Here is a 13,771-nt window from a genome sequence, read left to right as displayed (position 1 = left end):
GAAGGAAAACCATGCAAACCGTGACCCTGAACAACGGCGTCGAAATGCCTATCCTGGGCTTTGGCGTCTTCCAGATCCCCGACGAGGAAACCCAGGCCGCCGTCGAAGCTGCCCTCGAAGCCGGTTACCGGCACCTGGACACGGCGGCCTCCTACCTCAACGAAGCAGCCGTGGGCGCAGCGATCAAGGCCAGCGGAATCGCCCGCGACGAACTGTTTGTCACCACCAAACTCTGGATCCAGCACGCACCCGCCGGGAACGTCCAGGACGAGACCAAACGTGCCTTCGAGAACTCCCTGAACCGGCTCGGCCTCGACTACGTCGACCTGTACCTGATCCACCAGCCCCTGGGCGACTACTACAGCGAATGGCGGGCCTTGCAGGAGACCAACAAGGAAGGCCACGCCCGCGCCATCGGTGTCTCGAACTTTCACCCCGACCGGCTCGTGGACCTCATCGATCACAACGAGATCATCCCCGCCGTCAACCAGATCGAAACCCACCCGTTCCACCAGCGCGAAACCGACCAGGCGCTGATGCGCGAACGCGGCGTCCAGATTGAATCCTGGGGTCCCTTCGCCGAAGGAAAGAACAACCTGTTCACCGACCCGGTTCTGAGAGCCATCGCCCAGGCCCACGGCAGATCAGTCGCCCAGGTTGTCCTGCGCTGGCTCATCCAGCGCAGCATCGTAGTCATCCCCAAATCTGTCCGGCCGGAGCGCATGGCCCAGAACCTGGACGTCTTCGACTTCACACTGACCGACACGCAGATGCAGCAGATCGCCGCCCTGGACACAGGGGCCAGCCTCTTCTTCGACCACCGCGACCCCGCCATGGTCAGCTGGCTCGGCGGACGACGGATCGACTGATCCCAGCCACCATGACCACACTGCACGTCGTTGGCCGGCGCTCCATGCTCAAAATTGGGGCCGGAGCGCTGGCCAGCACCCTTACCGGCGCCGCCATATCGGGATGCGCCCCACGAAAAACTGACCCGGAAACCACCACCATGCCTAAACAAGACGGCCGCCCGGCACCGAATCCCCCCGTGCCCCCGGGAAACACCAGCCGAATCCTGCTGGTGTACTTTTCACGGGCAGGGGAGAACTACTACAACGGCGGACGGACCAACCTCATCGTCGGCAACACCGAAGTCCTCGCCGGCATGATCCGGGACCGGACAGGCTGCGACGTTCACCGGATCGAGGCGGCAGAACCCTACCCGGACGGTTACGACGCCACGGTGGCAAGGAACGTCCGCGAGCAGAACATTGATGCCCGGCCCGCCATCACCACCCCGCTGGCCGACATCGGACAATACGACACAGTGCTCCTTGCCAGCGGAATCTGGAACGTCAGGGCACCGATGATCATGACCACATTCGTCGAAAGCCACGACTTCACCGGCAAGACCATCCATCCCGTCACCACCCACGCCATGAGCGCGCTGGGAACCACAGAACGTGACTACGCCCGCTCCTGCCCAGGCGCCGTCATCGCCGAAGGGCTCGCCATACGGGGCGAGGAAGTCCTAAACGCAGGGGCGGACGTCGACTCGTGGCTTCGCCGCACCGGCCTCCTTCAAACCTGACCTCACGCCAAAGCATCAAGCCGTCATTCACCCGGAAGGACCGTTCCCATGACCGACACGAACCAGACCCGCGCCCAACAGCTCATCGGCGACTTCGCCCCCAAACTCGTCGAGCTCACCGACGGCGTACTCTTCGGAGATATCTGGGAGCGCACCGAACTCTCCCCACGGGACCGCAGCCTCATCACGGTTGCCAGCCTGGTCACCACCGCAAGCACCGATCAGCTCCGCGGACACCTCGCCCGGGCCCAGGTCAACGGACTGACAGAAACCGAACTCAAAGAAGCCATCATCCACCTGGCCTTCTACGCCGGCTGGCCCAAGGCCATGCAGGCAATCATGGTCGCCAAGGAAGTCTTCAAAAACTAATCGACGGCCCACATCCGGAGGACCTCCCGGTGTGGGAACCGTGCGGGACTGTCTGAATAACGGTGGATCCGGGGCTGGCCTGACACGCCGGGTGTTGCCTGGCGGAGGCCTGATCATGAGCGGAACCATGAGATCCCATGGCGACTGATGTGGATCAGCAAGATTTAGCGAAGCGCCTCCTGGCCCAGGCCTGCGTTGAACGCCGATATTGGACCTTTCGTCGTTCTGGCCTCAGCTGGCACACCCTGGCTTTGCCTTTGCGTGTTAGCCATTCTGGGATGTCGTCGTAGCCGACCAGCCGGTAAGGGGAGGGCGAGACGAGAACGCGGGGGACTGGTTCTGGATCAACCGAGTTAGCGGACTCCGGCGCCTCTGCGGGCGCGCGAGCCGGTTGGATCGGGCATCGAAGTTTGGAAAAGAGCGTGTGCACATTGTGCACACTCTTGCCGTCCGACTGGCCCGTACCAGTGCCGGACTGAGTCGTACTCGGCATGTTTTCGGGACTTCCCAGTGTCTGCAAGGGTTGGAATGCAGTTCGAGTCCCACCTCGGGCACGTGTTTTCCCTGTTCAGGGGCTTGTGGGCCCCTGAGTGTGGCCAAACTGTTCACATGAGGGCCCCTTGGGGGGCCTTTTTTGTTGGTGGCCGTTGGTGGGCCGGCGCGCTCCTTACCTGCTCGGTCGACGGTTTGGTGCTTGTTATCTCTTCATTGTCGTTCAGGGCGTGGGCAACATGACCTTCTCCGGCGGTGAAAATCTTCTCTGATTTGCGACCGATTCCCCGCGGGCATTGATGATTCCGTCAGTATGAGCTTCCGTCCAGCGCGTCGTCCCAGTGCGTCCTGGCTTGCTCGGCGACCTCGCCCGCGGTTATCTTGTGAATTATTTTCACCCGCTCATCCACGGTGTCCGCCGTGAGGCCGATTATCGCGTCCGGCAGTTGATGTGTCTGTCAGATTTTGGCGTCATTCTGACAGCGGAGTCACCGCTGGGTGTGAGGGGCCGGAGCGCAACTCGGGGAACCGGGCTTCGAGTTTTTGCAGGGCGTGGGATTCGAAACATTTGAGTTGCGAGACTCTGCACCGCACCTAAGACCTGATCCGTACCATTTTTTGTGCCCGGGCGGGTATCAGTTTCAGGAATCGTCTGCACCAAAGTCAGAAGTTATCTGCACTGCCAAGTGATTCTTAGCGTTCGCCTCGTTCAAGGTTGGCCAGTTCTGACTCAAGTTGCTGGGTCAGTTTGCGCAGGCGGCGGATGTGCTCTTGGGAGACGCGCCCGGGCTGGGTCGTAACTTGTGCATCGACGTCGAAGACGGTGTTGGGGCTGTGCCAGACATTGAACCATTCGAGACCATGGCCGAGAGCGTCACGGGTTACCCCTTGGAGCAGGAGCAGCGGTTCCCGCGTGTTGATGTTGAGTTTCCGCGCCAGGTCAGGATCTGAGGACACGGCCTGGACCTGACGGGGGCCCCCGGCAGGGTGGTAACCGTGGTCGCGCATCAGGCTCAGAAGTGACGCGTCTTCGAGCAGCTCTACGGTGAAGTGCGGGAAGAAGTCGCGCGGGACCCAGGTGCACATGAAGGCAACGGGAAGATCGTCAAGGTAGCGGACCCGCTCAATTTTCCAGGTATTGGTGGTGTTCAGGGCCTCGATGCCTGCCTGCGGTGGCTCGGATGGTTCCACGCTGAGGACATGGGTGCGCAGGCGCTGGCCGTGCGCGGCCGCCTGTTCGTCCAGGCCGCCCGCGCGCTGAACGTGACGTCGAAGGACGGGCGTTGCGGCCACTACGCTGCCGCGGCCGCGCTGACGTCGGATCAGGCCGAGGTCAGCAAGGCCTGACAGGGCCTGACGCACGACGCTGCGGGAAACCCCGAACCGTCTTTGCAGTTCCTCTTCAGTGGGCAGAGAGGAGCCCGGGGACAGTGCAAGGTCCACGATCTGCCGGTGCAGGATGTCCCGGATTTGTGCATGGAGCGGGCCTCCGGCTTCCCGGTTTAGACCACCGCTGCGTCCCGCCGGCTCCGACGCTGTTTCTGCTGGTTCCAAACTCACAACTCCTTTGCCACTGAGCAAATCTTAGCCCTCCCGCCGCGTCCTGGCGGGCTGCAGTGTTATCAGCCGGGCTTGACGTGACCTACACCACCTATTATTGTACGTATCAAAGGTACGTACAACTTCGGGCTTGGGGTCACAGGAGACGCCATGGACCCGAAGTGCGAGTCACCTGCTTGAGCCCGCATCGGCGCGTGAGCGAAGTGAAAGTACCTGCAGGTGACAGTCGGATACGTGAGTTTCAAACCCCCCTCGAATTGGAGAATCCATGCGCGACCCGCGCTCGGTGCGTTGCACCTACTACCTAGAGTCCGAGATTGACCCCGGGAAGGCCGCCGCCATCATGGCGGGCGAGCAGTCCAGCGGCACCTTCCTGCCGGTCCCGGGCGAATCCGCCCGGATCCGGGAACGGCACGCCGCCCGGATATCCGATGTGCAGGAGCTTGGTTTTTGCCGGCCTTCCTTGCCGTCACGGGCCAACCCGGAAAAAGTCCGCGCTGCATTGGTAACCGTCGACTTCCCGATGGAGAACGTCGGAACCGACCTGGCGACCTTGCAGACTGCCATTGCAGGCAATCTCTTCGAGCTGGGCGATCTGTATGCTTGCCGGCTCCAAAACATTGAGCTGCCAGAGGACTTCGTCGCAGCCCACCCGGGGCCGGCCTTCGGCATCGAGGGGACGCGCAAACTGATCAGTGACGTTCAGGGCGTGATGGTCGGCACCATCGTCAAGCCCAATGTCGGGCTCTCGGAAGAGGAGTTCCGTCTGGTGGTCCGGGATCTGGCGATGGCGTCCATTGACCTGATCAAGGACGACGAGCTGATGACTGATCCGGCGTACCTGCCCTTGGAACGCCGGGTCGCGGTCGCTACCGAGGAAATCCGCGCCGCCGAGCAGGTTACCGGCCACTCCACCATGTATGCCTTCAACATCACCGGTGACCTCGCCGGGCTGCAGAAGCGACACGATATGGTTGTTGCAGCCGGCGGCACTTGCGTGATGCTGAACATCCCCGTGATGGGAATGCCCGCCCTGGCTTTGCTCCGCACCTTCGCGGAGGTACCGATCCATGGCCACCGTGCCGGCCTCGCGGCCTCGATGCGGTCCAAGGCCCTGGGCATGGATTACCGGGTCTGGCAGCAGATGGCCCGTCTTGCCGGCGCCGACCATCTGCATGCCAGCGGGCTGGGCAGTAAGTTTTACGAGCTGGACGAAGAGGTCGCTGCCAACATCCGCAGCCTGCTCGAACCCCTCGGGCAGACCATTGCACCGCTGCCTGTGTTGTCCTCAGGGCAGAATGTCACCACTCCCGGTCCCACATTCGACGCGGTGGGTTCTACGGACCTGATGATGCTGGCCGGCGGCGGGGTCGCCGCCCACCCGGACGGTCCCGGTGCCGGAGTGCGGAGTCTGCGCCAGGCGTGGGAAGCAGCCGTGGAAGGGGTGCCGCTGCAGACGGCAGCCGACAAACTCGCTCAAACCGGGGACGATGCTCTCCTGCACGCCGTTCAGACTTTCGGGAAAGGTGCCTGAGATGCCTGCTTTCGGTTTCGTCGCGGATGACCTCACCGGAGCCGCTGACGTCCTGGCCCAGTCCCACCGCTACGGCTTGGAAGCAGCCCTCGTCATCGGGGACGCGCCGCTGCCCACGGACACCGACGTCGTCGGGTTCGCAGGACCGGCACGCTCCCTGTCGGGAACAGCGTTCGACACCTTGGTCACCCGGGACCTTGCCGGGATTGCGGCCCTGAATCTGGACGTGCTGCTGTACAAGGTCTGCTCCACGTTCGACAGCTCCACCACTGTGGGAAGCATCGGCCGCGGGATCCAGCTACTTCATCAGCAATTCCCCCTGCACGGCCCCATTCCCGTGGTGCCGGCCCAGCCCGGCTTCGGCCGCTACACCGCCTTCAGCAATCACTACGCCACCTACGCAGGCAAGATCTACCGGCTGGACCGCCATCCGGTGATGTCACGGCACCCGTCCACGCCCATGGCCGAGGCGGACCTGCGCCAGGTCCTGGCCGAACAGCTCGGCGGCACCCGGGTGCCCGGGGCGATCCACCTGCCCGCCTATGAGGACGGCAGCTTCAAGGACGCCTGGGCGGACCGGAGGCGGGAACCCGGGGCGCAGGCCTACGTCGTCGACGCCGTGGACGAACACCAGATGGACGCCGTCGCAGAAGCCCTTACCCGGGAAGAACACGGCCACGGCCCATCCATCGTCGTCGGATCCGGCGGCATCATGGCAGCCCTGGCACGGTCCGTTTCGGACCAGGCGCCCCGTACCCCCGGGCCACAGCGCCCGTCCGGACCGGTGCTGGCCGTCAGCGCTTCAGCCTCCAGCACCACGGCGGAACAAATCAACGACGCCATCTCCAATGGCTGGGAGGACGTTCCCGTACCGGCCGAACTGCTGCAGCGCGATGACAGCACGCTCGTGTCGGCCCTCGACGAGCAGGTTTCCGCGGCCCTCCGGGCGGGCAGGAACGTTGTTGTCCACACCACGAGGGGTTCGGCGGATCCCCGCTACGGCACAGGTAAACCGGTGGACGCGGGCTATGTCGGCACGCTCATCGGCGGGGTCGCCGCCCGGATGGCCGACACGGGTCTAACCCGCGACATCGCCGTCTGCGGCGGCGACACCTCCAGCCACGCACTCATCGCCATGGGTGTACGCCAGCTGCGAGTTTCCGACCAGTTCGTCACAGCCGGCCCGATCCTGCAGGCCGACGGCGCCTCCGCTGTCGGAGGGTGCAGGCTCCTGCTCAAAGGCGGACAGGTCGGCCCGACCGACATCCTGCGCCGCTTCGCCGGCCAGCTCCCCAGCTGATACCCCAACACCATCCTCCACGCATCACCAGAACCAACGAAAGGCGGCCCCCATGCGGGCAGTAGTCAAGAACGCAGCAGAGCGAGGCGTCACCTACGTCGCCGACGCCGGCGACCCCAAAGCAACAGAAGGCACCGTCGTCATCGAAGTAGGAGCCGCGTCCCTGTGCGGCACCGACCGCGAACTCTACGAATGGACCCCCTCTGCCCAGGCGTTCAACCTCAACCTCCCGGTCATCCTCGGCCACGAAGGCGCAGGAACCATCGTCGAGGTCGGCCCCGGCGTCACCGGACTGCAGGTTGGCGACCAGGTTGCCCTCGAAAGCCACCTGACCTGCGGACAATGCTTCCCCTGCCGCACCGGGGATGCGCACACCTGCGAACGCACCGGCATCCTCGGCATGCACATCGACGGCGTCTTCGCCGAGTACGCCGCCGTCCCGCAGGACATCTGCGTCAAGCTCCCCACCGGCCTGTCCCTCGAATCCGGTGCCCTGCTTGAAGCCGCGGGGGTTGCCGTGCACGCCATCCAGCGTTCCAACTACTCCGTCGCAGGCCGGGCCGTGCTCGTCAGCGGCGCAGGCCCGGTCGGCCTCGTCGTCGTGAACCTGGCACTGCTCATGGGCGCCAGCCATGTCATCGCCGTCGACCCCAACCCCTACCGGCGCGCCCAAGCCGAGAAACTCGGTGCGACGGCCCTGCACCCCAACGACGGCATCATCGAACGCTGCCGCGAACTGACCGGCCGCCGCGGCGGCTTCGACGTCGCCTTCGAATGCTCAGGAGCGCCCGGCACCCTGACAACACTCTTCGAAGCCGTCCGCCGCGAAGCCACCGTCATCACCGTCGGCCACCCCAGCCGCCCCGCCGAAGTCGACATCGCCGCCTACATCAACAAAAAAGGCATCACCCTTCGCGGCATCTTCGGACGCCGGCTCTGGGAAACCTGGGAACAAAGCCTGCTGCTGCTGGACTCCGGGAAGCTGGACCTCGACTGGCTCATCACCCACCGCAAAAAACTCAGCGAAATCGACGAAGCCGTCGAACTGCTCACCGGAGACGCCTGCAAAGTCCTGCTCATCCCAGGCCTCGGCTAACCCAACCCAACAACGGAACTGACGGTCCGAACCGCAGTTCCCAACCACTCAGCTATTCAATAGGAGAAATCAATGTCGATTCCCATCAAGAAAGCTCTGGAGAAGGTCCCCGGAGGGATGATGCTGGTGCCACTTGGCATCGGTGCCGTCATCCACACCCTGGCGCCGGACGCAGGTAAGTTCTTTGGCTCCTTCACAGGGGCCTTCTTCACCGGCCTGGCTCCGCTGCTGGCCGTGTTCTTTGTCTGCCTCGGCGCGACACTCGAGGTCAAATCCACGCCCTACATCCTGAAAAAGGGCGGTGTGCTGCTCGGTTCCAAAATCCTCTTCGCGATCCTCATCGGCGTCATCGCCGGACGCTTCCTGGGTGAAGCGCCGATCGACTCCGGAATCCTCGCCGGCCTGTCCACCCTCGCACTCGTCGCTGCCCTGAACGACACCAACGGCGGGCTCTACATTTCCCTCATGGGCCAGTTCGGCCGCAAACGCGACGCCGGAGCCTATTCGATTCTCTCGCTCGAATCCGGCCCCTTCCTGACCATGGTTACCCTCGGCATCGCCGGCCTGTCCGCCTTCCCCTGGCAGGCACTCGTCGGCGCCATTCTCCCGCTGGCACTGGGCATGCTCCTCGGGAACCTCGATAAAAACATGCGGCATCTCCTGGCCCCTCTGGTACCGGCAATGGTGCCGTTTCTGGGCCTAGCCCTCGGCCTGACCATCAACCTCAACGCAGTCGTCGAAGCCGGCCTACTCGGCATCGCCCTTGGCCTGTTCGTGGTTTTCGTCGGAGGCGCCGTGCTGCTGCTCGCCGACAAACTCACCGGTGGTGACGGCGTAGCAGGCCTCGCCGCGGCAACCACAGCCGGCAACGCAGCGCTTGTCCCTGCCATCATCGCCACAGCCAACCCCGTCTACGCCCCGGCCGCTGACCACGCCACCGTCCTCGTCGCAGCATCAGTCGTCGTCTCCGCTGTGCTCTGCCCGATCGTGACCTCAGCATGGGCAAAGCGGCTTCAGAAAAAGGCCCGTCTCCAGGACAGCGAAGACAACGCCCCCGAGCAGGAGTCCCCAGCCCCGAAGCATGTAGGGAGTACCCCAGAACTGACCTAGCAGTACTAAAGGAAACGGGCGGGGCGTGCACAATGCACGCCCCGCTTCCCTATATCCGTACTCGCCAAGGAACTCTGCCGGCCCATGTGTCAGCCAGGTCCTGAAGCGTCCGAACCGAAGCTCCGCGACATGCCGGAAGCAACTGACGAAAGGAGCAACGATGATTGCCGAACTACAAATGGCCGATCTGCCAACGGTTACAGCCGGAGCCGTCCCGCTGAGCTATCACAACTGGATACACTTCAACCCCGGCGACAGAATCATCGTCAAAAGGAGTGGATTCGCACCCGAACACGGCAGCGTAGACGAAATCAGTGAGGATGCCAGCTACTTCTGGGTCTGGATCGACGGCCACAGCCGAATCCTGATCTTCCACGGCGACGGATCAGCCATACACAAACAGCTTGGCTAGCCTTCCACCTCCCGCAGTGAAGATTCCGTCAGCCCCAGCACGTCACTATCACCCCGATTTGGGGGTGTGGACACTGTCCACACTTACGGCCGCGGATCGGCTCGTACTGCCTGCGGATGGGCCCGTATTCCCCAAGTTTGCGTTGCTACTGCAGGTGGGCGGGAGTGATCCGTTCTTTTCCCCTGTGGGGTGTTCCGTGCCGCGGGCTTGCCCTATCGTGCTGCGGCAATGGGTGTGGCTATTTCCGGGGATCCGCTGCTCTGGCTGTTGGAGGTAACTGTCACTCTCGGGTCGAAGGCGATCGCGCCTGGTTCAACAGCCACTAGCCCGCCATCGACAGGGATTGTGGCGGCGTTGATGTAGGACGCTTGATCCGACAGTAGCCAGGCGATAAGGGCGGCGACTTCGGACGAGTGCCCAGGGCGTCGGGTGGGAACGAAGGCTGTTGCCAGCTCATAGGCGTTTTCGCGGCTGACTCCGAGTTCGGAACCGAATTCGCTCATTTCCATGTCTGCCATTTCGGTCCGGGTCCAACCCGGGCATACGGAGTTGGCTCGGACGCCGTCCGGTCCGTAGTCAATGGCGACGGTTTGGATCAGCATGGCCAAAGCTGCTTTGGTGGCGTCGTAGCCGGCGATACCTGCTGTGGCCCGCAGTGCAGCGGCGGAGGCGACGCCGACAATGGCTCCTTTGGTGTCCAGGAGGTGCGGCAGGGCGGCGCGGAGCAGGTAGAACGGTCCTGTCAGATTCGTGCTGAGCATGGCGTCCCAGTCCTCATCGTTCAGGTCCCCGGCTGCACCTGGGCGGACGATACCAGCGTTGAGCACCAAGCCGTTGAGGGTTCCGAACCGGGCGATGGTTTCGGTGACGAGTCGCTTCATGTCGGTATCTGAGGAAACATCGGCAATGACAGGATGTGATCCTGTGCTCCGGGCTACCTCGTTCAGGACGTCGGGGCGTCGGCCGCAGATGACAACGTCCCACCCCTGGTTTCGAAGCGTTGCTGCGGTGGCGGCGCCAATGCCCGTACCTCCGCCGGTGACAATAGCGACTGAAGACTTGTCCATGTGTAATCCTCACGTGAGGGGCAGCCGTGGGTACGTCCACGGACTGCCCGCTTAGGCGAAATGGGTGGTTCTGGGGGTGAGGGCACGACGACGGTCAGCGGTCATGGTCGTGCCCTCGACGTGTGCCAGCTCACTGCCTGTGGAATACCGTTTCTCCTTCGAAGACGGTGCGCAGCACTTGGGTGGCTCCTATTTCATCGACGGGTACGTCAAAGAGGTTCCGGTCCAGGACGATGAAATCGGCTGTTTTTCCAACTTCAAGGGAGCCTTGGTGTTTTTGCTGGTTGACGGCCCGGGCGCCGCTGATGGTCATCGCTTCAAGGGCGGCCGGCAGGTCGATGGATTCGCTGGCATGCTGCAGCATGCCCTGAAGTGCCGGGAAGAGGTTGGGATCGGAGGTGATGATCCAATCGGATCCGACGGTCATGTGGGCATCGTTCTTGAGTACGGAGTTGAAGTGGTAGTAATCGGTCAGTCCGTATTCGGGCACGTGCCAGATGGCCGGGGACATTTCGGCGACAACGTTGTGTTCTTGGAGGCGTCCGTAGTCGCTGGGACTGATGAACCCGGCATGTGCGATTTCGTGACGCGGGCCGTCGGGTCCGTTGGCCGTGCGGACTTTTTCGATGGCGTCCAGGGCCCGGCGCGTGGATCCTTCACCGGCGCAGTGGATTTTGACGGTGAGGCCGGCGGCGTCGAATTCAGCGAGTCTGGTCACGAATTCCTCTTCGGGAACCAGGATGTTGGTTTCATCAACCGTCCCGTCTTCAGCCAGGTCGGCCTGAGTGAAGTTTGGCGGTAAGGGTGCTCCGTCCAGCCAGACTTTGATGAATCGTGTGTCGACGTGTTGTGAGGCCCACTCGTCTCTTGATTTGATGGTGGTTTCGAGGGCGTCGAGGGTGGCCATGCCGAAGCCTTCGTCGCGCCACACCAGGTGCGCCGCGATACGGATCTTGAGTTGGTTTTCCTGATCCAGATCGCGGAATGCCTGCAAGGCTTGCGGGGAGGCGGATGCCTCCTGCACCGAGGTGATGCCGAATTCATGGCAGACCGAAACCGCCCACGCGATGGCTTCGGCGTTGGTGGTGCGGGAGTAGTCCGGAATCGACCGGAGAACGGGCCAGCGGGCCTGTTCCACCATCTCACCGGTCAGTGTGCCGGTGGCTTCGTCGCGGATGTAGCGTCCGCCGGGCGGGTCGGTGATGTCCTCGGAGATCCCGGCCAATTCGAGGGCTTTCGAGTTCGCCAGGCCGTGGTGGATCGTGTAGTCGTAAAGGAAGACTGGCTGATCAGGGAAGGCCTCGTCCAGGAAGTCCTTGGTGACGCCGTTGGGTCCCAGATCCGGTGGGAAGAAGTCCCCGCCCAGGACCCAGCTGGTGCCGTCTGCTTCGACGGGGCCGCTGCAGTTGCATGAGCGGATGTCTTCGATGACCCGCTGTTGGTCACCACCGGGACTCAGTCTTGGTTCGAACCGGAATTTGAGGCCGCTGAACAGCAGATGCAGGTGTGCATCGTGGATGCCTGGCATCATCATCCGACCTTCCAGGTCCACGATCTCGGTGTCCTCAGTAATCCTGGTCCGGATGTCCTCACCAGTTCCGATGGCCACTATTAACCCGTCTTCGACCAGTAAGGCTTCTGCCCAGGGCTGGTCAGGGTTGACCGTGTAGATTTTTCCATTCGTGTACGCAGTACTCACTCTGTGGTCCTTCCAAGCAAATGTGGATCTCTGCCGTGTTCGGGGCCGTTACGGGGCAGGAGTTAGACGTTCTCTTTGGCGTAGTCGATGCTGCGTTTGGCCTTGCCGAATGCCAGGCCGGCAACGATCAGGACCGGAATGAGGATGAGCAGCCACTTGGCGGCGGCGTTGTCTGGGCCGATGAGTGAGTCGTAGTTCTCGATGGTTACGTATCCGATGTAGGAGAGGATCAGCGTGGAGAGTACAGGGGCGATTTTGGTCGCCCAGATGTTGGATGAGTCTTTAGTCCGGACGAAGAACACGACGATCGATATGGACGTCACGATCAGGATGGTGATGAACGCCGCGGTTGCCAGGGCGCTGAACCAGGCGAAAACGACCGTGATGGGGTCGGCGCCGAAGAGCAGGAAGGCGACAACGACGATGCCCACGGCGATGCCGTTGGTCAGGGCTGCGGGGGAGGGGCTTCCGGTTTTGGAGACTGCGGCGAGTCGGGTGGGCAGGACGCCGGCGCGGCTCAGGGCGAAGAGGTAGCGGGCGAACATGTTCATCAGGCCCAGCAGCATGGCCAGGTAGCTGGTGACGACCAGGATCTGCATGGACATGCTCAGGGCGTCGCCGCCGCTGGCGCTGGCCAGGCTGAAGATGAAACCTGCCGGGTCTTCCGTGGCGGTCTGCTGGATGTTGTCGACGCCGATGGCGCCACCGATAACCCAGATGGAGAGGGTGTAGAAGATGCCAACGAAGGCGATCACGGCGTAGAGGGCCCGCGGGATGGTTTTGCGCGGGTTAACTGCCTCTTCGGAAAACACGACAGTGGCTTCGAAGCTGGTGAAGCACAGGAACGCGAACAGCAAAGCGATGCCCAGGCCCGGGCTGAAGAGGTTTTCGGCCGTGAAACCGGAAACCGAGAAGACCTCCGGGCCTTTGCTGGCTACGAGCGCGATGACCAGGGCTGCGACGACGAGGGTTTCGCCGATGATGAGGACAGCAAGGAGCCGGATGCTCGCGTCGATGCCCCGCATGGTCAGTGCCGTGGTGATGACGAGCAGCACGATGATCCAGACGACCGGGGGAACGGCGAGTCCTGTGAGGCTCTCAAGCAGCTGCCCGGCGAACACCCCAAACTGCGACCATAGCCCTACCTGCAGGCTCAGGTACATCAGCACCGCCAACCCGGCACCTGCTGTGGCCCAGGGCGTGCCGAGGCCTTTGGCGATATAGGCAACGAAGCCGCCGGCGTTGATGACGAATCGGCTCATCCGCAGGTACCCGACCGAGAACAGAGCGATGAGCAGAGCTGCAATGGCGTAGATGAGTGGGGCTGCGCCTCCTACAGAGGCGAAAACAACAGGACCGGTTCCGACGACCGCTGCCATCGGCGCTGCGGCGGCGATGACGAAAAAGGCGATGGCGAAGACGCCGAGTTTGTTGGAGCGGAGGTGACCTGGTTGCGGTGCAGGAGTGTTGAACGGCATCGTTGCCGGCAACTCGCTGACGTTATCAATCATGGGATTTCTCTTTCACAAAGGACGGCCGTA

General features: G+C 62.9%; 12 protein-coding genes. 8 read left to right on the top strand and 4 right to left on the bottom strand.

Annotated features, from left to right (window positions below):
* The first annotated feature begins 11 nt into the window (after positions 1-11).
* From JOE31_RS13815 to JOE31_RS13805, 3 genes are all read left to right on the top strand, one after another.
* Positions 12-869, top strand: a complete 858-nt coding sequence (locus JOE31_RS13815; RefSeq protein WP_209745551.1) for an aldo/keto reductase — start codon at positions 12-14, stop codon at positions 867-869.
* A gap of 140 nt (positions 870-1,009) precedes the next feature.
* Entirely contained in the window at positions 1,010-1,591 is a 582-nt protein-coding gene (locus tag JOE31_RS13810) for a flavodoxin (RefSeq protein ID WP_245199189.1), read from the top strand.
* Between the two features lie 48 nt (positions 1,592-1,639).
* Positions 1,640-1,960 carry a carboxymuconolactone decarboxylase family protein gene (locus JOE31_RS13805; protein WP_209745548.1) on the top strand — a complete coding sequence of 107 codons (321 nt, stop codon included), beginning with the start codon at positions 1,640-1,642 and terminating at the stop codon, positions 1,958-1,960.
* Positions 1,961-3,145: 1,185 nt separating this feature from the next.
* Here the strand turns inward: JOE31_RS13805 and JOE31_RS13800 are convergent.
* A complete protein-coding gene (locus tag JOE31_RS13800; protein WP_209745545.1) occupies positions 3,146-4,012 on the bottom strand; it encodes a GntR family transcriptional regulator in 867 nt (288 codons plus the stop codon).
* A gap of 268 nt (positions 4,013-4,280) precedes the next feature.
* Between JOE31_RS13800 and JOE31_RS13795 the strand changes: the two genes are divergently transcribed.
* The 5 genes from JOE31_RS13795 to JOE31_RS13775 all read left to right on the top strand — a co-directional run bounded on the left by JOE31_RS13795 (position 4,281) and on the right by JOE31_RS13775 (position 9,464).
* A complete protein-coding gene (locus tag JOE31_RS13795; protein ID WP_209745543.1) occupies positions 4,281-5,546 on the top strand; it encodes a RuBisCO large subunit C-terminal-like domain-containing protein in 1,266 nt (421 codons plus the stop codon).
* A gap of 1 nt (position 5,547) precedes the next feature.
* Complete coding sequence (locus tag JOE31_RS13790; protein ID WP_209745540.1) at positions 5,548-6,846, top strand: four-carbon acid sugar kinase family protein; 1,299 nt, start codon at positions 5,548-5,550, stop codon at positions 6,844-6,846.
* A 52-nt stretch (positions 6,847-6,898) separates the two neighbouring features.
* Complete coding sequence (locus JOE31_RS13785; RefSeq protein ID WP_209745537.1) at positions 6,899-7,942, top strand: zinc-binding dehydrogenase; 1,044 nt, start codon at positions 6,899-6,901, stop codon at positions 7,940-7,942.
* A gap of 72 nt (positions 7,943-8,014) precedes the next feature.
* Positions 8,015-9,052 carry a 2-keto-3-deoxygluconate permease gene (locus JOE31_RS13780; RefSeq protein ID WP_209745534.1) on the top strand — a complete coding sequence of 346 codons (1,038 nt, stop codon included), beginning with the start codon at positions 8,015-8,017 and terminating at the stop codon, positions 9,050-9,052.
* A gap of 160 nt (positions 9,053-9,212) precedes the next feature.
* Positions 9,213-9,464, top strand: coding sequence for a hypothetical protein (locus JOE31_RS13775; protein ID WP_245199188.1), 252 nt, complete (start codon positions 9,213-9,215; stop codon positions 9,462-9,464).
* Between the two features lie 212 nt (positions 9,465-9,676).
* Here the strand turns inward: JOE31_RS13775 and JOE31_RS13770 are convergent, their stop codons facing one another.
* The 3 genes from JOE31_RS13770 to JOE31_RS13760 form a co-directional block, all read right to left on the bottom strand.
* A complete protein-coding gene (locus JOE31_RS13770; RefSeq protein WP_209745531.1) occupies positions 9,677-10,531 on the bottom strand; it encodes an SDR family NAD(P)-dependent oxidoreductase in 855 nt (284 codons plus the stop codon).
* A 130-nt stretch (positions 10,532-10,661) separates the two neighbouring features.
* Positions 10,662-12,230, bottom strand: a complete 1,569-nt coding sequence (locus JOE31_RS13765; protein WP_209745528.1) for an amidohydrolase — start codon at positions 12,228-12,230, stop codon at positions 10,662-10,664.
* 62 nt (positions 12,231-12,292) lie between these two features.
* Entirely contained in the window at positions 12,293-13,741 is a 1,449-nt protein-coding gene (locus JOE31_RS13760) for an APC family permease (RefSeq protein WP_209745525.1), read from the bottom strand.
* Positions 13,742-13,771 lie beyond the last annotated feature (30 nt).

The sequence above is a fragment of the Arthrobacter sp. PvP023 genome (assembly GCF_017832975.1).
Taxonomy (GTDB): domain Bacteria; phylum Actinomycetota; class Actinomycetes; order Actinomycetales; family Micrococcaceae; genus Arthrobacter.
Note: the sequence above shows the minus strand (reverse complement) of the source record. Positions and strands in the feature narration are given on the sequence as shown.